Source organism: Pilimelia anulata, from assembly GCF_014647895.1.
Taxonomy (GTDB): domain Bacteria; phylum Actinomycetota; class Actinomycetes; order Mycobacteriales; family Micromonosporaceae; genus Pilimelia; species Pilimelia anulata.
The window spans coordinates 64,778-81,507 of record NZ_BMQB01000002.1 but is presented as its reverse complement, the minus strand read 5'-3'; the positions used below and the strand labels follow the sequence as shown (position 1 = coordinate 81,507).

The following is a 16,730-nucleotide window of genomic DNA, read 5'->3' as shown; positions in this document are numbered from 1 at the left end:
GGCGTTCGCGGTGGGCGCGGGAGAGGGGGTGGGCGCCCCGGCCGGGGCGGTCAGGCTTGATCCCCTGCCGGGGCACCCACCCCCTCCCGCGCAGTGCCGTTCGGCGGGTCGCCGTCGCGGTGGGGGTCGGTCCGGTCGGTCCGAGGTCGGGGTCGGCGCTGGCGGCGCCCGGTGAGGGCCGTGGTGGTCTGCCAGAGGAACAGGACGGCCAGGACCGCGGCGAGGACGGCCTGCCACGGTTCGGTGAAGAGGGCGCCGCCGGCCAGGCCGACCGCGGCGTAGGCCGCGGACCAGAGCAGGCAGGCGGGGGCGTTGGCGGCCGCGAAGCGGGCCACCGGGAGGCCGGTCAGGGCGGCGGCCACCAGGATCGGGACGCGGCCGCCGGGGACCAGCCGGGAGACCAGCAGGACCGGGACGGTGCCCGTGCGCAGGCGGTCGGCCAGGGCGCCGACCCGCTCGCCGTCGCGCAGCCAGCGCAGCCGCCGGGCCAGCCGCTCGCCGCCCCACCGGCAGGCCGCGTACACCACCAGGTCGCCGGCCCAGGCGCCGGCGGCGCCGCAGAGGACCACCAGCGGTACGGCCGCCGGGTGGTGGTGCAGCGCGAACGCCGCCGCGCCGCTGACCGCCGCGCCCGTCGGGATGACCGGCAGCACGGCGCCGACGGCGACGGCGCCGAGCAGCGAGAGCAGGACGGGCGTCACCGCTCCCCCACCGCCGGGCCGCCGGGCCGCGGGGCGGGGGCCGGGTCCAGCTCGGTGGCCGCGCCGGGGTGCAGCAGGGTGACGGCGACGCCGGGCAGGCGGGCGGCGGCCTCGGCGGCGAACCGCCCGCCGGGGTCGAAGAACAGGTGCGGCCGGACGGCGTCGAGGCCGACCGGCCAGAAGGTGCCGAAGTGGATCGGGATCGCCCGCCGGGCGCCGACCCGCCGGACCGCCTCGACCGCGCCGACCGGGTCGAGGTGGCCGGGCCCGAGCGTCGGGCCCCAGCCGCCGACCGGGACCAGGGCGAGGTCGACCGGCCCGAACACGGCCATCTCCGGGTGCAGGGCGGTGTCGCCGGCGAACCAGACCCGGCGGCGGCCGGACACGACGTACCCGACGGCGGCGGCGCGGCGCCGCGACCAGGGGTGCCGCCCGTACGGGTGGGCCGCGGGCACGGCCCGGATCGTCAGCGGCCCCGCGGACCACTCCCGCCCCGCCGGCAACTCCACGCACCGGGCGGCGGCCCGCGCCCCGAGCGCCCGCCGGACGAACGCCGCCGCGCCGACCGGCAGCACCACGTGCCGGGTGCCGGCGAGCCGGCGCAGCGACGGTACGTGCAGGTGGTCGGCGTGCAGGTGGGAGATCAGGACCACGTCGGGCGGGCCGGGCAGCGCCGGCGTGGGGCCGCGGCGGCGGCGCAGGTGGGCCAGCCGGTCGGTCAGCACCGGGTCGGTCAGCAGGGTCACGCCCTGCTGCTCCCACCACACGGTGCTGTGCCCCCACCAGACGAGCCGCTCCGCCACCCCCCGACCCTAACCCCGCCGGCGGCGGGCCCGGCCGGGTTGCGCCCCGCGCCGGCCGTCGGGGACCGCCGGCCCGGGGGGCGGTCAGGTGGCGGGGGCGACGGCGGACAGGGTGCGGGCCGACCAGGCGAAGGCGTCCAGGTACAGCGTGGTCAGCTCGGGCAGCGGCAGCGGCCAGCCGGCCGCCGGGGCGGCCCACCGGGCGTACCCGCGGACCGCGGCGACCGCGCGGCCCAGCTCGCCGGCGCCCCGGGCGAGGGCGGCGAGCAGGTCGGCCGCGAGCGGGAGCCGGGCGGCCAGCGGCCCGACCGGGCCGCCGACCAGGTCGGCGACGGCCAGCAGCAGCCCGGCGGTGAACCCGGCCTCGGGGTCGGCGCCGAGCCGGTCGGCCACGTCCGCGCACATCCGGGCCCGGGCGACCGCCGGTACCAGCGCCGCCTCCCGGGCGTCGGCCAGGTCGGCGAGCGCCATCATCGACACCCACTGCCGGACCCGCCCGGTGCCGAGCAGCACCACGGCCTCGCGGACCGAGGAGACGCGCCGGGGCAGCCCGGCGGCGGCGGAGTTGGTGGCGTGCAGCAGCCGGTACGCCAGGGCGGGGTCGCGGGCGACCATCGAGACGATCTCGTCCAGCGGGGTGCCCTCGCGGCGCAGCGCGGCGAGGAGCTGGATCCGGCCGAGCCGGGAGCCGGCGCCCGCGCCGGTGCCGGGGTGGTCCAGCAGCGGGCCCTCCAGCAGCTCGCAGCCGAGCCGCTCCGCGGACGCCCGGTGGGCGGCGGTGGCGATGCCGCCGCCGATCAGCCGGACCCGCCCGCGGCGGGCGCCGCGCCGGCAGGTGTCGGTCAGCTCGCGCAGCCGGTCCGGGTCGGCGCCGAGGTCGAGGGTGACGTAGCTGGCGAGGTCGAGCAGGCGCGGGTCGGCGACGGTGCCGCCGCCGGCCAGGACGACCGCGTGCCCGTCGGCGGCGAGCTTGCCGACGCCGGTGGCGTCGTCCCCGTCGGCGGTCAGCGGGACGGTGACGATGACCTCGGGCCCGAACGGGACGGGCCGCTCGCCGGTGCGCAGCGGCTCCGGCAGCGGGACGAGGAGTTGGCGGCCGCCGGCCAGGTCGGCGCGGTCGCGGTCCGCGAGGTGGTGGGCCAGGGCGGCGGCGGCGCGCTCGGGGCGCTGCGCCGCCGGGGTGTCGCGCGGGTGGCCGACCAGCAGGGTGAAGCCGACGAGGCGCCGGTCCTCGGTATGCAGCGGCCGGTGTCGCAGGTACGCGGCGCCGGGGGCGGCGGGGTCGCTCATCGCGTACTCCTCGCGGGAGCGGGGGGTGGAAAGCCGGGTGCCGGGCCGCGCGGGTTCCGCGCGACCCGGCACCGGTCACTTGCGTTGCGCCCCGGGGAGGGGCGCGCCTATCAGGTGTTCTGCGCTTCCCAGTTGAAGTCGATCTCCAGGCCGTCGCCCTGCGCCGTGTTCGGCGTGGCCGCGGACAGCGTGTAGGTGAAGCGGTAGGGGCGGGTCTCGCTGCTCGACCCGGTCGGCGACCACGCGGCGTAGCCGTTCGCGTAGTTGGTGCGTGCCGTCCGGATGGTGTCGATCAGGGTGCCCGGCGAGCCGCCGGCCAGGTCCGAGTACGTGCCCGGGGAGGCACACGACGAACCCGAACCCTGCTCGATCCGCATGCTCAGGTGATTGTCCAGCGTCACCGTGTCGGCGGCGCCGTCCGTCTCGCTGTAGTTCGAGGTGTAGAGCTTCACGTCGGCGGCCAGGTTCCCGCCGTAGGTGACCTCGATGCATGCGTTGCCGGTGTCACCCGGCGCCAGGTCCGGCACCGTGAACATCGCGGAACCGGAGTCGTTGTCGGTGAGGGTGACCCGACCCGCCCCGAAGGCGTTGTCCTGGTTGCCGGTCGTGGCCGAGAACGCCGCCTGGGTGGACTGCCAGACGAGCGCTGCGCTCGCCACCAGTCCCACCACGACGGCGGCTCCGCGCCACCGGTCACGTGCGCGCGGCGGCTGCTGCGGCACGCAAGCTACGTGCGTGTGCCCATCCATGGGATCCTCCTGCGTCTCCTGTAGCCAGCGCCGCTGCGACGCCTGCATTCTTCATCGGGCAGTGGTCGGGCTGCCTGAACTTTCCTGTTGAGCGGGCAGCTCGACGCTGTCGGCCGTTCGGCCGAACTTGCTCGGCGCGGCAGCCTCGCCGGCCTGTACCTGGTTGCGGCCGTTCGCCTTCGCCCGGTAAAGGGCGGCGTCGGCGGCCGCGATGACCTCGGCGGGGCTGAGCCCGTGGCCGGGGTAGGACGCCACGCCGAGACTGGCCGTGACGGCGACCGAGCTGGTGGAGTTCGCGATGGCCCGGCGGACCCCCTCGGCGGCCGCGAGGCCGCCCACGGGGTCGGTGCCGACCAGGACGACGGCGAACTCCTCACCGCCGTACCGCGCGACCAGGTGTGGGTCGGGGCACTCGTTGCGGATGGCCTTGGCCACCTGCTGCAGTACCTCGTCGCCGACCTGGTGGCCGTACGTGTCGTTGAGCCGCTTGAAGTGGTCGATGTCGACCAGCAGCAGCCCGAGCTGGGTACCGGTGGCCGCCGCGTGCTGCAACTCGGTCTCCAGGACCTCGTCGAAGCGGCGGCGGTTGGCCACCCGGGTCAGGCCGTCGGTGTGCGACAGCGCGCGCAGGCGCTCGGTGAGCACGGACAGCTCCAGCGCCCCGGCCGCCTGGTTGGTGGCCTGCTCGGCGGTGTTCACGACCCGCCGCTCGACCCGCGGCGCCCAGTTGCCGCTGCGGCCCATCTGCATGACGAGCGCGCCGCGGACCTGCTCCAGCGCGAACGGCACGATGATCACCGCACGGGCGCCGGGCATGACCTCGGACAGCCACGGGTCCGAGGACCCGTCCAGGCGCGAGCGCAGCAGGGTCTGCCCCGAGGCGGTCGCGGCCGTGACGACCGACGTGCGGTACGGCGTGGCGATCATGCGCTGCACGATCGCGTCCCGGTCGCCGTCGACGAGGACGGCGAGCAGCCGGTTGGCCGCCTGGCTGTCGTTGGTGTCCGCGCTGTACGCGACCACCGCGGTCCGGTGCGCGCCCAGCTCGGCGCGGGCGAACTCGGCCAGGGCCACGGCGACGCCGGCCGAGTCGGCCTTGGCGACGACGTCGAGGCCGAACTGGTGCAGCACCTCGCTGTCGTACCGGCGGCGGCGCAGCTCCCGCTCGTTGTGCGCGGCGAAGGACGCGGTGCCGAGCACGGCCGTCCACATCGCCGCCAGGTACAGCCACAGGTTGCCCTGCGAGAAGTCGGCGCCGGACGTGCCGATCACGCCGGCCCGGGTCGCCTCCAGCAGCAGCAGCGCGAGCATGCTGTGCCAGACGGTGAGCTTGGCGCCGGTCCGGAACGACGCGAGCAGCGTCACCGAGATGGCGTGCAGGATGACCAGGTAGCTCAGCGGGCTGCCCAGCGCGCCGGTGGCCCACCAGGCGAACGCCAGGAAGACGCCGTCGCCCAGCATCGTCGCCGTGAGCGACGTGCGCGCGACGCGCCGGCCGAGCCGGCCCGCGAACAGCGCGAGCACCGTCACCAGCGGCCAGCCGACCAGGCCCAGTACCCAGACGTGTGTGTCCCCGTGCGCCTTGCCCCCGAGGCCGGTCAGCCATACGGCCCCGACCAGGATGGCGAAGACGAGCCGGGTGCCGAGAGTCCACTGCACCCGATCCTCGATCGGTACGAGTTCCCCCGCCTTGACCCGCGTCTGCATCGCTCACCCCCCCTTCGGCTCGTCGAACCTGATGTAGTCACCTGTCCTGTCGGCAGCCTCGGCCGATTCGGCAAAGATCAGGTACGGCTCTCTCATCACCGGCGCCAGCGCCAGCTTCGGGTCCCGCCGGTCGAACCGGTCCTGCGCCAGCAGGAAGAGGAACATGATCCCGATCGAGACGAACGGGTACTGCGGGCGCTTCGCCGCCGCCGCCGCGGCCTTGCCGGCGGCCTTGGTGAACGCGGTCAGGCCCTCGGTGGCCTTGCCGACCGCGTTGGAGATGCCCTTCACCGCGTTGCCGATCGGGCCGCGGGCGGTGTCGCCGCCGCCACCGCCGTCGCCGTTCCGCGGCTGGCCGCCGTTGTTGCCGTCCCCGCCGCCGTTGTCCGGCACCGCGGGCGGCGCCGCCGTCGGCGTGAGGGTCGGCAGGCTGTCGCCCGGCGTGCTGCGGCTCGGCTTGACGTCCGGCTGGGGGGTGCCGGTCGGCGACGGCTCGGTCGTCGGGACCACGCCCGGCGCGTCCTCGTCGTCGGTCGGCGGCGTCGTCACCGGCGGATCGGTCGGCACCGGCGGCGGGGTCGTCGTCGGTGCGGCCGTCGGCGGCGCGGGGGGAGCGCTGCCGACGGTGGTCATGCCCCAGATCAGGTCCGCGTTGAACTTCTTGCCCTGCAGGTTCTGCGGCGCGTCGCTGCGCAGCCAGATGGTGATCCGGAAGACCCGGGTCTGGTTCGGTACGGGCGTCCAGCCGGTGCCGACGCCGCCGGCCACGCCCAGGTCGGACAGGCTGCGCGAGCCGGCGTAGATGGCGGCGCCGTCGAACCCGGTGCAGCTCGCCGAGGAGCCGACCGTGCCGCGGCTGACCTGCACCCGGATGTGGTCGGCCAGGGTCGCGCCGCCGGGCGTGGTGTCGTTGATGTTCTGCGCCACCAGCCGGACCTCGCTGCCGCCGGGCAGCCCGTCGTACCGGACGGCGATGCACCGACTCACCTGGTGGCCCGGCCGCAGTCGGGTAACGTCGAACATGGCGTGGCCCGAGTCGTCGTCGCTCAGCGCCACGCTGGCGATCTGCGACATCCGGACGGGGTCCGCCATGTTCTGCGGGGTCGAGCCGAAGATGATCAGAAGCCCGAAGGCGCCGAAGAACAGCATCGCCCACACGCCACGCCAGGTGTCGTGTAGGTGCCGTCCATACGCGCGGAGCATTCGGGTCCTCCCGGGTCGCCAGCCGTCGTGGACCCACTTATCGGCCGCACCCGGGCGGTGCTGAGCGGTAACCCGATCAGCTCATGTCCGCCGCCGTACGGCCGACTCTCCCCTTCAGTGAGAACACGTCGTTCGGAGGGGGACGAGGCGGATGTCCGCACCTGCACGCCACGCAGCCAAGGGTGGGCCCTGGCGACTCCTGCGCGGCCGCCGCGGCGCGGGGGAGACGCCGGAGGCCCTGCCCGCGACCGACCCCGCCGCCATCGGCGCGGCCCCGGTCGACGCCGTCACGGCCACTCCCGAACCGGACATCACGGACAGCTACCCGCGTCCGGTGGTTGACCCGGCCGGCGCTGCGGCGCCGGTCGCCCCGGCGGCCCCGGCCGTCCCGGCGACCCCCGGTGTACCGGTCGTGCCGGCTACTGTGCCGGTCGCCGCCCCCGCGGTGGCGCCCGGCGTACCGGTCACGCCCGCCGGCGCGGTGCCGGCCGCCGCCCCCGTGGGCGTATCGGACGTGCTCGCCGCCCGCGCGGCCGCGGTCGCCGCGAACCCCACCGGCGCGGCCACCAACCCCACCCGCCCCGTATCGGAGGAGCCCGGCACCGCCCCGCGCCCGGCCCTCGCCCCGGCCGCGGCGCTGGCCGCCGCCGGCCCGCTCGCGGCCGTCGTCGCGCCGCCGGCGCCGGCCCCGCAGCTCACCCGCGTCCAGCGGGTCTGGGACCACGGCGTGACCGCGCTGACCCTGGTCCGCCGGCTCGTCCTGGCGCTCGCCGTCGGCATGATCGCCTGGTCGCTCGCCCCGGTGGCGTTCGGCTGGCAGACCTCGGTCGTCATCTCCGGCTCGATGTCCCCGGCGATCCGGGTCGGCGACGTCGTCGCCACCTCCCCGGTCGCCAAGGACCGGGTGGGCGACATCCCCAAGGGCACCGTGATCCTGATGGACGACCCGGCCCAGCCGGGCAAGCTGCTCCTGCACCGCCTGGTCAAGCACCGCAAGGACGGCACGCTGGTCACCAAGGGCGACGCGAACAAGGCCAACGACACCACGCCGGTCCCGCGGGAGAACGTCCGCGGCACCGCCCGGCTGCGCATCCCGGTCGTCGGCCTGCCGGTCCTGTGGTTCCAGCACCGGCAGTACGCGCCGCTGGCCGCCGTCGTCGTCCTGATCTCCATCGTGGTGCTCTGGCAGCCGCGCCGCCCGGTCGCCCGCTGACCGCCGGCCCGACAACGCCCGCCCGCACGCTCGCCGAGGGGTTTCCCGCGCGGATCGACGCATCCGCCCGGGAGGCCTCTCGGTCCCGTTCGGTGCGCGAGTGCACCGCAGTGATGGGCGTGGTTGCAACCCGTTGGCACTCCGCGGGCAACGCCGGTCAAACGCCGGCTGCCGACCCTTGGTAGTGGGCGTTGACCACCCGATACGCCCGGGGAGGAGCACGTCGGGATGGGCAGGCCACGCCACCTCGCGATCACGATCCTGGCTTCGCTGGGCGTTGCCATCGGCACGCTCGCGGGGTCCCCGATGCCGGCCGCGGCCGCCAACGTCATGGGCACCGTCAAGGTCTCCGGCACGCTGAACGTCCGCTACGGACCGTCCACGGTGACCGCCCGCACCTCGACCGTGCGCACCGGCACCCGACTCGCCCTGGTCTGCCAGGTCGTCGGCCAGAAGATCTACGGCACCGTCCGGACCACGAACCTGTGGAACCGCCTCTCCGGCGGCCGCTACGCCTCCGACGCGTACATCGTCCGCGGCAGCGCCAAGATCCCGCCGTGCGCGGGCGCCGGCCAGGTCCTCCCGCCGGCCACCAAGCCCACCACGTCCACCGGCGCGGTCGTCAGCAAGTACGGCTGGACCGCCCCCGTGCCCGGCGCGGCCGGCAGCGGCTTCCGCGAGGCCGGGCGCCCCGGCCACGACGGCATCGACATCGCCATCCGCAAGGGCGCGGCCCTGCGCGCCGCCGCCGCGGGCCAGGTCATCGGCGTGTACTGCAACGTCCCGCGCGGCTACAGCTGCGACAAGGACGGCTCGGTGAGCATCAGCGGCTGCGGCTGGTACCTGGAGATCAAGCACGCCGCGAACGTGGTCACCCGGTACTGCCACCTCGCCCGCAAGCCGTACGTGAAGGTGGGGCAGAAGGTGAGCGCCGGGCAGCTCATCGGCATCACCGGCTCGTCGGGCAACTCCTCGGGGCCGCACCTGCACTTCGAGGTCCACGTCCACGCGCCGCCGGCGACCCACGAGAACGCGATCAACCCGACCGCCTGGCTCAAGACCAAGGGCGTCCTCCTGAAGTAACCCGCGCACACCCAGCGCCCGGCCCCTCCTCAGGGGGCCGGGCGCTGCCGCGTCCGCCGACCCCCGCGGCCGGGTACCCCCGATGCCGACTTGCGGGCACCGGCCGCAGGGCTCATCGACGGGCGAAGGTCAGCAGGCTGGCGAAGTCCCCGCCATCGGCCCGCCGCAGCGCGGCCAGGTACTCGCCGCGGAGCGTCGAGGGGGCGACCAGGTCCGTGCCGCCCCAGGTCAGCGCTGGGCCGCCGAGGTCGGCCATCAGCAGGTCCGCCGCCAGGCGGGACAGCCGGCCGTTGCCGTTGCGGAAGGGGTGGATCACCACGAGACGGTGGTGGTACCGGATCACCAGTTCGTCCACCGGCAGCGCCGGCCCGCCGTCTCGGTCCAGGCCCACCTGGACCCGGAGGTCGTCGCGGAGGTCCCGGAGGGCCGGTGCGATCAGGTACGGCTCGATGCCGATGTTCGTCTGCCGGCGTCGCAGCTCCCCCGCCCACCGCCAGACCTCCCCGAAGAGCCGGCGGTGCAGGTCCCGCAGGGCGGCCTCGTCCAGGTACCACCACTTCGCCCGGCGGCCCGCCGCCCACATGCGGCCACGTAGGACGTTCTCGGCCTCCGCTTCGTTGAGGTCGCCGAGCGTGGTGACCCACGACGGGCGGAGTCCCTCGATGTCGTCGAGTTCCAGCGGGGTCGCACCGGGCGGCTGGGCGAACCGGCTCACTTCCAAACCAGTCCGGAGTCGATCAAGCGCTCCACCTCGGCGAGTACCGCGCTCTCGTCGATCGTGGTCGACTGCGCCTCCAGATCCATGCCGCGGTCGACCGCGGCGACCTGCTCGCGCACCCGCCTCATCGCGGTACGTCGGACGAAGTCGTCGAGCCCGGTGCGCGGAACCAGCACGTAGACCAGGTCGCAGTCCAGCGCGTCCGCCGCGCGGCCGAGCGTGTCGAGGCGGACCCGGCCGTCGCGTTCGGATCGTTCGATGTCGCTGACCGTGGCGCCGCTGACACCCATGCGCCGGGATAGGTCCGCGGCGGACATGCCCAGTGCGTCCCGGATGGCGCGGATCCAGCCCGCGGGCGGCGGTGGCACGCGCAGCGCGGCGGCAGCGCCGGCCAACCGGCGGTCGAGGGCTCGTCGGCTGAGCCTTGCGGTGGAGCTCTTCATGGCCACAACCCTGAATCAGGACGATGATTTGATGGCTGTGGCCTAGAGTATCAGCTACTGATTCGTGGCTACAGCCACAATCGTCTGCGCCGGGGACGGCGAGTGCGGCCAGCGTCCTCGCCGTCGACCCAGCGCCCGCCCCGCCTCGACTGAACCGCCCGCCAGCCGGCCCGCGCTCATGGGGTCACGCACCTCGAGAGACCGCGCGGAGGTACCTGACCCCATGATCGCCGAAGAGCCGGCGGGGCGGGGTGGCGGTCAGCGGCGGGTGTGGTTCTCCGCCCAGGAGAGGGCGTGGTCGGCGATCTGCTCCCAGCCCGGTTCGACCGGCATCAGGTGGCCGCGGCCGGCGTACTCCTCGATCTCCGTGATCGTGCCCTCGCCGTGGTAGTGCTTCAGGTTCGACTGCTGGATCCGCGGCGGCATCAGGTTGTCCTCGCTGCCGGACAGGAACAGCAGCGGCGGCCGCGCCGCGTTGCCGTAGTCCACCCACGCGTCCTGGTGGCCGGGCTGGAAGTTGGCCAGCACGCCGTTCCAGACGATCCCGCCGGGCCCCGGGATGTGGAAGCGCTCGTACAGCTCCCGCGACTCCGCCTCGCCGAACGTGTTCGCGAACGCGTAGTGCCACTGCTCCGGCGTGAACGGCACCGCCCGGTGCCGGTTGGCCGGGTTGCGCAGGACCGGGAACGTCGACTTGAGCTGGGACAGCGGCGCCACCGCCACCCCCTCGGTCGGGGCCGAGTTGAGCACGACGCCGGCCGCGCCGTATCCGCGGTCGAGCAGGATCTGGGTGAGCGCGCCGCCGGCGGAGTGGCCGATCAGGATCGGCGGCCGGTCGAGCTTCCCGATGATGCCGACGAGGTGGTCGAGGATGCCGGGCAGCGTCACCCGCTCGATCGGGGTCGGGTCGGCGTTGAGCGCCTCGACCTCCACCTCGAAGCCGGGGTACGCGGGCGCCAGCACCCGGTAGCCGCGGCCGCGGTAGCGGTCGACCCACGCGCCCCAGCTCCGCGGGGTGACCCAGAGGCCGTGGATGAGGACGATGGTGTCGGGTCCGTCGGGCATGTCGGCTCCTTGCCGGAAGGGGGCGGCTCGGCGCCGGGGGTCACGAGCGGAGGAACGCGAGCAGGTCGGCGTTGAGCCGGTCCCGGTGGGTGTCGGTGATGCCGTGCGGGGCGCCCTCGTACACCCGCAGCTCGGCCTCCTTGATCAGCCCGGCGGAGGCCCGGCCGCCGACCTCGAACGGGACGATCTGGTCGTCGTCGCCGTGGATGACGAGCGTGGGCACGTCGAACGCGGCCAGGTCCGACCGGAAGTCGGTGGCCGAGAACGCGGCGATGCACTCGTACGCGTTGCGGTGGCCGGACTGCAGGCCCTGCCGCCAGAACGCGTCCCGCATCCCCTGCGACCGGTCCGCGCCGGGCCGGTTGTGGCCGAAGAACGGGCCGTCGGCGAGGTCGCGGTAGAGCTGCGAGCGGTCGGCCCGGGAGGCGGCGCGCAGGCCGTCGAAGACCTCCCCCGGTACGCCGTCGGGGTTGTCGTCGGTGCGCAGCATGAACGGCGGGACCGCGGAGACCAGCGCGACCCGGGCCACCCGGCGGGTGCCGTGCCGGCCGACGTACCGGGCGACCTCGCCGCCGCCGGTGGAGAAGCCGACGAGCGTGACCTCGTACAGGTCGAGGTGGTCGAGCAGCGCCGCCAGGTCGTCGGCGTAGGTGTTCATGTCGTTGCCGTGCCAGGTCTGCGAGGAGCGGCCGTGGCCGCGCCGGTCGTGGGCGAGGCAGCGGTACCCCTGCTCGGCGAGGTACAGCCGCTGCGCCTCCCAGCTGTCCGCGGTGAGCGGCCAGCCGTGGCTGAACACGACGGGGGCGCCGGTGCCCCAGTCGTGGTAGTGGATCCGTGCCCCGTCGCTGGTGGTGACGTAACCCATCGTCGACCCTTCCGCCGGTGTCGGATTGTGCCCATCCGCACCCGATCCTTGCCGTCCCCCGACCCCCTCGCAAGAGCCGGGCCCGCCACAAAGGTCGGACACCGTCCGCAAAGGTCCGACGTCGCCGAACGGCGCGGAAAAGGGGGCGGGCACGCCGACGCGCCCGCCGGGCAGCGGCGGGCGCGGGTCGGCTGCGGGCTACTCCTCCGGCGGCTTGGGGCGCAGGAGGCTGGCGAGGTCGCGGACGGCGTCCTCGGACGGCGAGGCGGCGGCGCGGTTGGCCTCCTGCAGCTCGCGGTAGATCTCCTCGCGGTGCACCTGGATGGTGCGGGGCGCCCGGATGCCGATCCGGACCACGTCGCCGCGGGTCTCCAGGACGGTGACGACGACCTCGTCGCCGATGTGCACGCTCTCGCCGGGCCGCCGGGTCAGGACAAGCATCGATCGCTCCTTACGCCGCGGCCATCAGCTCGGCGCGCACCGGCAGATCGCTGCCGCTGAGCACCACCTGGAGGGCGTGTCGGCTCACCTGGTCGATGACGATGGGCGCGAGCTGGTTGGCGGTGCTCTCGGCGACCGAGGCGCCCGCCGTGATCACCAGCAGGAGCAGGATCCGCTCCGGGTCGCTGGTGCCGAGCAGCTCCAGCGCCTCGTCGGGCAGCTCGGGGGCGTACCGCGGGAAGAACGGGACCGGCGGGACGACGAGGAACCGCAGCTCGGGGTCCTCGACCGAGGTGAGGGCGCAGAGCACCCCGTCCTCGTCCAGCCGGACCAGCACGAACCGCCGGTGCCGCGGGAAGCCGGGCATGGGCGCGACGAACTCGATGACCGGCAGGTCGCCGCCTGGCTGATCGGACATGCGCTCCTCGTCAGCGAGTTCGGGCTACGGCCCGCCGGCCGTCGGCCGGGCCGGCGATCAGCGGAGGAAGTCGACGAGCGACGGCTGGATCACCTTGGCGGTGGTGGAGAGCGCCGCCTGGTACGCCGTCTGCTGCATCTGCATCTCCATGATCGTCTGCGGCAGGTCGATGTCCTCCACGTCCGAGAGCTGAGTCGCCAGGCTCAGCGACCGGTCCGTGGCCGTTTGCCGCATTTGTTCGATCCGATTGTACTTGGCGCCCACGTTCGCGAGCTGCGTCTGCAGGTTTTGCATCGCCGTGTCGAGGTCGCCGAGGCCGGTGGACAGGCCCGCCTGGTTGTTCGAGCGCAGGTCCGCGGCGATGTTCGTGAGCAGGTCGAAGATCTGGGTCGGCGAGCCCTCGGCGCCGAACACCTCGGGGCCGGTGACGTCGACCCGGACCACCGTACCGTCGCCGACCATCCGGTCCACGGTGCGGTTCGGGCCGGTCGGCTCGCCGTCGTAGACGCCGGCGGCGGTGTACGCGGCGGTGCCGGTGGTGGTGCCGCCGAAGACCGGGCGGTCCAGGTACTTGGTGTTGGCCAGGTCGATCAGCGCCTCGCGGATGTTGTCGACCTCGACCGCGAGCGCCTCGCGCGCCTGCGGCGAGCCGGCGGTGGTGCCGGCGCGGCCGGTGACGACCAGGTCCCGGGCGCGCCGGACGTGGCTGAGGCTGGTGGTCATGCTGGTGTCCAGCGTGCCGAGCCAGCCGATGCCGTCGTCGGCGTTGCGGGTATACTGGTCCAGCGAGCGGATCTGGCCGCGGAGCTGGAGCGCCGAGACCGCGCCGGTCGGCGAGTCCGACGGGCGGGACATCGTCTTGCCGCTGGAGAGCTGCTCCTGCAGCCGGCCGGTCTCGTGCAGGTTGTTCTGCAGGTTGCGCATGACCCGGGCGGCGATGGACTGCTGGGTGGAACGGATCTGCATGGACATCGGTGGTTACCTCCCGACCAGGCCGGTGCGGTTGATGAGAGTATCGAGGGCCTCGTCGATGCTGGTCAGCACGCGAGCGGCGGCCTCGTACGCCTTCTGGTAGCTGACCAGGTTGGTCATCTCCTCGTCCAGGTTCACGCCGGAGTCGGCGGAGCGCAGCGCGTCCATGTCCGCGGTGACCCGGGACTGGATCTCGGACTTGCGCTGGGTGGACTGCGACTCGACGCCGAGCCCGACGACCATCGCGCGGTACTGCGCGTCCGGGCCGTTGGTCAGCGCGGAGAGCGCGCCCATCCGGGTCGCGTTGCTGCCGTCCAGGGTGCCGTTGACCTGGCTCGCGGCCAGCGCCGACGGGTCGGTGAAGCCGACGCCGATGGTGCGGGCGGTGATGCCGACGCTGGCGGTGGTGTCGACGAACAGGTCCCGGTTGGTGCTGCCGTCCAGGCCCCAGCCGGTGCTGTGCACGGCGTTGACCTCGGTGGCCAGGCTGCGCGCGACGTCGTCGAGCAGGCCGGCGTACTTGGGGATGCTGGTGTTGAGCGCGTCCATCCCGGCGCCCATCGACCCGGCGGCGACGCCGGCCGGCAGGTTGTTGTCGACCCACCTGATCTCGATCGGCGTGGCGGCCTGGTCCTGCAGCCGGCTCGCGCCGGTCACGGCGAGGTGCCGGGCGGTGGAGCCGCCGACCAGGGTGGAGCCGCCGACGAACACGTCGACCGCGCCGTTCTCCCGGGCCACCGTGGTGGCGCCGGCCAGCTCGGCCAGCTCCATCAGCCGCAGGTCCCGCTCGTCGCGCATCTCGTTGACCGGCAGGTTCGCCGCCTGGGCTTGGGTGATCGCCTGGTTGAGCTGGGCGACCGCGTCGGCGGTGGTGTTGACCCGGGTGCTGAGGGCGTCGAGCTGGGTGCGGGTGGTCTCCCACTGGGAGCCGAGCGCGTCGTACCCCGAGCGCAGGCCGTCGGCGACGACCTCGGCGCGCTGGAGGAGCTGGGTGCGGGCGGCGGCGTCGCCGGGCCGGTTGGCCACGTCGCCCCAGCCGGCCCAGAAGTCGGAGAGCTGGGAGGCCAGCGCGGTGTCGCTGGGCTCGGCGAAGACGTTCTCGATCCGGACCATCAGCTCCTGCTTGCCCTTGAGGAAGCTGTTCTGCGAGTGCTCGGCCCGGCCGCGGTTCTCCAGGAACGCGTCGCGCAGCCGGTCGACCGCGTCGACCCGCACGCCGGTGCCGCCCGGGTGGTTCGGGGTGGCGTACAGCGCGGGGACGGTCGCGCCGCCGACCGGGGTCAGGTTGGCCCGCTGCCGGGTGTAGCCCTCGGTGTTCGCGTTCGCGACGTTCTGGCCGGCCAGCTCCATGCCGTACCGCTGGGTGTAGAGCGCGCTGAGCGCGGTCGAGATGCCGCCGAAGGTGCTCGCCATCAGATCGCCTCATCCACGAGTCGGGCCCGCCGATCGGCGACGACGGTCTGCCCGTCGCGGCCGTACGTCTCGACCGAGCCGGCCACCATGAGCATCGTCTCGCGGGCGGCGCGCTGGCCGGCCGTGAGCAGGTCGCGGTTCGTCTCCGCCATGCCGCTGATCTCGGCGGTCAGGGTCAGGAACGCCTTGCGGTGCTGGTGCAGCAGGTCGTGCCACGGCTGCGGGGCGGCGTCGGCGAGCTGGGTGAGGCTGGAGTCCATGCTCACGCCCAGCTCGGCGGCGACGGCCTGCGAGTGGGCGGCGCGGAGCACCTCGGTCTGCCGGATCTGCTCCAGCACCATCTCCACCTCGCGGGTCGCGTGCGCCAGCCAGCGCGACCGCCCCGCGGTCAGCAGGAGCTGCTCCTCCTCCAGCTTGAACAGGAGCAACTCCATCAACTCGCGGGTCCGGAACAGGACGCTCGACAGGTCCGTCAGGCTCACTGCGGCTCCCCCTCGTTCGGCTGCAGCAGGGCCGGTTGCGGCCCCTTACGAGCTATCCGTTCGGCACTGCGCCGGGGCGGCTGAGGGAAACAGCCCCCTTCTCGGGACTCATTGCAACCGGGCGGCAACTGAGCGCGTACCGAACCGGTACCCGTGAATCCCGAATCTGGTTCTTGTCCGACGACGCCGAGCGCTTCCACCACCGGAGAACGCCGGCACCGCCTGGAAAGGGACCGCGATGACCACCACCGCCACCGCCACCCCCGTCAGCCGCGAGCTGGAAGAGCTCATCCGCGCCCACATGCCGCTCGTCGGCCACCTGGTCCGGGAGATGCTGGGCCGGCTGCCCTCGCACGTGCAGCGCGACGACCTGACGTCGGCCGGCCTGGCGGCCCTGGTGACCGCGGCCAAGTCCTTCGACGCCGAGCGCGGCATCCCGTTCGCCCGGTTCGCCTCGACCCGCATCCGCGGCGCGCTGCTCGACGAGCTGCGCGGCCAGGACTGGGCCTCCCGCTCGGTCCGCCAGCGGGCCCGCCAGGCGGACACCGCCCGCCAGCAGCTCACCGCCGCCCTGGGCCGCACCCCCACCCCGACCGAGCTGGCCGGCGCCCTGGGCGTCGGCGTGCACGAGATCGAGGCCGTGGAGGAGGACGTGCAGCGCGCCGTCGTCCTGAGCCTGCAGGGCTTCACCGCCGGTGCCGCGGAGGAGATGGTCACCGAGCGCACCCCGGGCCCCGAGGAGACGCTGCTGCACCGCGAGCGCATCGGGTACCTGCACGACGCGATCGAGGCCCTTCCGGACCGTTTGCGCCTGGTGGTCTCGCGGTACTTCCTCCAGGAGCGCCCGATGGCCGAGATCGCCGAGGAGCTGGGCGTGACGGAGTCGCGCGTCTCGCAGCTCCGCGCCGAGGCGCTGGCGCTGCTCAAGGACGGCATCAACACCCAGCTCGACCCGGAGCTGGTCGCGACCACCGAGCGCCCCGAGGGCTGCGTCGCCCGGCGGCGGGCCGCCTACTACGCCCAGGTCGCCGCGCGCGGTTCGCTGACCAGCCGGCTGTCGCTGACCGACTCGAACGGCATGCGCGTCGCCCCCGCCGCGGCCTGAAAAAGCCCCCGACTTCGTCGGGTAACAACTAAAGACGCTCCGTAGCAAGCCGAATACCT

Annotated in this window: 18 protein-coding genes; 3 read left to right on the top strand and 15 right to left on the bottom strand. The window is 74.2% G+C overall.

Annotated elements, in window-relative coordinates:
- Positions 1 to 50 precede the first annotated feature (50 nt).
- The 6 genes from IEY94_RS05185 to IEY94_RS05160 form a co-directional block, all read right to left on the bottom strand.
- The gene (locus tag IEY94_RS05185; protein WP_189168905.1) at positions 51 to 701 is read right to left on the bottom strand and encodes a DedA family protein; all 651 of its coding nucleotides are present in this window, start codon (positions 699 to 701) and stop codon (positions 51 to 53) included.
- Positions 698 to 1,504, bottom strand: coding sequence for an MBL fold metallo-hydrolase (locus IEY94_RS05180; protein ID WP_189168904.1), 807 nt, complete (start codon positions 1,502 to 1,504; stop codon positions 698 to 700). Before IEY94_RS05180 ends, IEY94_RS05185 begins: the two co-directional genes overlap by 4 nt.
- 84 nt (positions 1,505 to 1,588) lie before the next feature.
- Positions 1,589 to 2,794: an HDOD domain-containing protein gene (locus tag IEY94_RS05175; RefSeq protein ID WP_189168903.1), complete on the bottom strand. Its 1,206-nt coding sequence runs from the start codon at positions 2,792 to 2,794 to the stop codon at positions 1,589 to 1,591.
- Positions 2,795 to 2,904: 110 nt separating this feature from the next.
- Positions 2,905 to 3,453: a TasA family protein gene (locus IEY94_RS05170; RefSeq protein WP_189168902.1), complete on the bottom strand. Its 549-nt coding sequence runs from the start codon at positions 3,451 to 3,453 to the stop codon at positions 2,905 to 2,907.
- Positions 3,454 to 3,594: 141 nt separating this feature from the next.
- The gene (locus IEY94_RS05165) at positions 3,595 to 5,250 is read right to left on the bottom strand and encodes a GGDEF domain-containing protein (protein WP_189168901.1); all 1,656 of its coding nucleotides are present in this window, start codon (positions 5,248 to 5,250) and stop codon (positions 3,595 to 3,597) included.
- 3 nt (positions 5,251 to 5,253) lie between these two features.
- Positions 5,254 to 6,453, bottom strand: a complete 1,200-nt coding sequence (locus IEY94_RS05160) for a hypothetical protein (protein ID WP_189168900.1) — start codon at positions 6,451 to 6,453, stop codon at positions 5,254 to 5,256.
- Between the two features lie 151 nt (positions 6,454 to 6,604).
- Here IEY94_RS05160 and IEY94_RS05155 point away from each other — a divergent pair, with 151 nt between their 5' ends.
- Positions 6,605 to 7,666: a signal peptidase I gene (locus IEY94_RS05155; RefSeq protein ID WP_189168899.1), complete on the top strand. Its 1,062-nt coding sequence runs from the start codon at positions 6,605 to 6,607 to the stop codon at positions 7,664 to 7,666.
- A gap of 228 nt (positions 7,667 to 7,894) precedes the next feature.
- Positions 7,895 to 8,749, top strand: a complete 855-nt coding sequence (locus IEY94_RS05150; RefSeq protein ID WP_306341591.1) for a peptidoglycan DD-metalloendopeptidase family protein — start codon at positions 7,895 to 7,897, stop codon at positions 8,747 to 8,749.
- A 112-nt stretch (positions 8,750 to 8,861) separates the two neighbouring features.
- Here the strand turns inward: IEY94_RS05150 and IEY94_RS05145 are convergent, their stop codons facing one another.
- The 9 genes from IEY94_RS05145 to flgN form a co-directional block, all read right to left on the bottom strand.
- Positions 8,862 to 9,464: a mobile mystery protein B gene (locus IEY94_RS05145; protein ID WP_189168898.1), complete on the bottom strand. Its 603-nt coding sequence runs from the start codon at positions 9,462 to 9,464 to the stop codon at positions 8,862 to 8,864.
- Positions 9,461 to 9,910, bottom strand: coding sequence for a mobile mystery protein A (locus IEY94_RS05140; RefSeq protein WP_189168897.1), 450 nt, complete (start codon positions 9,908 to 9,910; stop codon positions 9,461 to 9,463). The genes IEY94_RS05145 and IEY94_RS05140 overlap by 4 nt, the downstream gene beginning before the upstream one ends.
- 258 nt (positions 9,911 to 10,168) lie before the next feature.
- Complete coding sequence (locus IEY94_RS05135; RefSeq protein WP_189168896.1) at positions 10,169 to 10,975, bottom strand: alpha/beta hydrolase; 807 nt, start codon at positions 10,973 to 10,975, stop codon at positions 10,169 to 10,171.
- Between the two features lie 40 nt (positions 10,976 to 11,015).
- The gene (locus IEY94_RS05130) at positions 11,016 to 11,840 is read right to left on the bottom strand and encodes an alpha/beta fold hydrolase (RefSeq protein WP_189168895.1); all 825 of its coding nucleotides are present in this window, start codon (positions 11,838 to 11,840) and stop codon (positions 11,016 to 11,018) included.
- Positions 11,841 to 12,038: 198 nt separating this feature from the next.
- Positions 12,039 to 12,281, bottom strand: coding sequence for a carbon storage regulator CsrA (csrA, locus tag IEY94_RS23925; RefSeq protein ID WP_189168894.1), 243 nt, complete (start codon positions 12,279 to 12,281; stop codon positions 12,039 to 12,041).
- 10 nt (positions 12,282 to 12,291) lie between these two features.
- Positions 12,292 to 12,699: a flagellar assembly protein FliW gene (gene fliW, locus IEY94_RS05120; protein ID WP_189168893.1), complete on the bottom strand. Its 408-nt coding sequence runs from the start codon at positions 12,697 to 12,699 to the stop codon at positions 12,292 to 12,294.
- A gap of 57 nt (positions 12,700 to 12,756) precedes the next feature.
- Positions 12,757 to 13,671 (bottom strand): flagellin N-terminal helical domain-containing protein, encoded by a 915-nt coding sequence (locus IEY94_RS05115; protein ID WP_229783345.1) that lies wholly within the window; start codon positions 13,669 to 13,671, stop codon positions 12,757 to 12,759.
- A gap of 6 nt (positions 13,672 to 13,677) precedes the next feature.
- Positions 13,678 to 15,084 (bottom strand): flagellar hook-associated protein FlgK, encoded by a 1,407-nt coding sequence (gene flgK / locus IEY94_RS05110; protein ID WP_189168892.1) that lies wholly within the window; start codon positions 15,082 to 15,084, stop codon positions 13,678 to 13,680.
- Positions 15,084 to 15,566 carry a flagellar export chaperone FlgN gene (flgN, locus tag IEY94_RS05105; protein ID WP_189168891.1) on the bottom strand — a complete coding sequence of 161 codons (483 nt, stop codon included), beginning with the start codon at positions 15,564 to 15,566 and terminating at the stop codon, positions 15,084 to 15,086. Before flgN ends, flgK begins: the two co-directional genes overlap by 1 nt.
- A gap of 238 nt (positions 15,567 to 15,804) precedes the next feature.
- Between flgN and IEY94_RS05100 the strand changes: the two genes are divergently transcribed.
- Complete coding sequence (locus tag IEY94_RS05100; RefSeq protein WP_189168890.1) at positions 15,805 to 16,671, top strand: sigma-70 family RNA polymerase sigma factor; 867 nt, start codon at positions 15,805 to 15,807, stop codon at positions 16,669 to 16,671.
- Positions 16,672 to 16,730: the final 59 nt, after the last annotated feature.

Bases quoted from the DNA above. Each gene is read 5' to 3' on its own strand.
- IEY94_RS05155 (WP_189168899.1), top strand. From the start codon at position 6,605: ATGTCCGCACCTGCACGCCACGCAGCCAAGGGTGGGCCCTGGCGACTC.
- IEY94_RS05135 (WP_189168896.1), bottom strand. From the start codon at position 10,975: ATGCCCGACGGACCCGACACCATCGTCCTCATCCACGGCCTCTGGGTC.
- IEY94_RS05115 (WP_229783345.1), bottom strand. From the start codon at position 13,671: ATGTCCATGCAGATCCGTTCCACCCAGCAGTCCATCGCCGCCCGGGTC.
- IEY94_RS05150 (WP_306341591.1), top strand. From the start codon at position 7,895: ATGGGCAGGCCACGCCACCTCGCGATCACGATCCTGGCTTCGCTGGGC.
- flgK (WP_189168892.1), bottom strand. From the start codon at position 15,084: ATGGCGAGCACCTTCGGCGGCATCTCGACCGCGCTCAGCGCGCTCTAC.
- IEY94_RS05130 (WP_189168895.1), bottom strand. From the start codon at position 11,840: ATGGGTTACGTCACCACCAGCGACGGGGCACGGATCCACTACCACGAC.
- fliW (WP_189168893.1), bottom strand. From the start codon at position 12,699: ATGTCCGATCAGCCAGGCGGCGACCTGCCGGTCATCGAGTTCGTCGCG.
- IEY94_RS05165 (WP_189168901.1), bottom strand. From the start codon at position 5,250: ATGCAGACGCGGGTCAAGGCGGGGGAACTCGTACCGATCGAGGATCGG.
- IEY94_RS05175 (WP_189168903.1), bottom strand. From the start codon at position 2,794: ATGAGCGACCCCGCCGCCCCCGGCGCCGCGTACCTGCGACACCGGCCG.
- IEY94_RS05160 (WP_189168900.1), bottom strand. From the start codon at position 6,453: ATGCTCCGCGCGTATGGACGGCACCTACACGACACCTGGCGTGGCGTG.
- csrA (WP_189168894.1), bottom strand. From the start codon at position 12,281: ATGCTTGTCCTGACCCGGCGGCCCGGCGAGAGCGTGCACATCGGCGAC.
- IEY94_RS05140 (WP_189168897.1), bottom strand. From the start codon at position 9,910: ATGAAGAGCTCCACCGCAAGGCTCAGCCGACGAGCCCTCGACCGCCGG.
- IEY94_RS05100 (WP_189168890.1), top strand. From the start codon at position 15,805: ATGACCACCACCGCCACCGCCACCCCCGTCAGCCGCGAGCTGGAAGAG.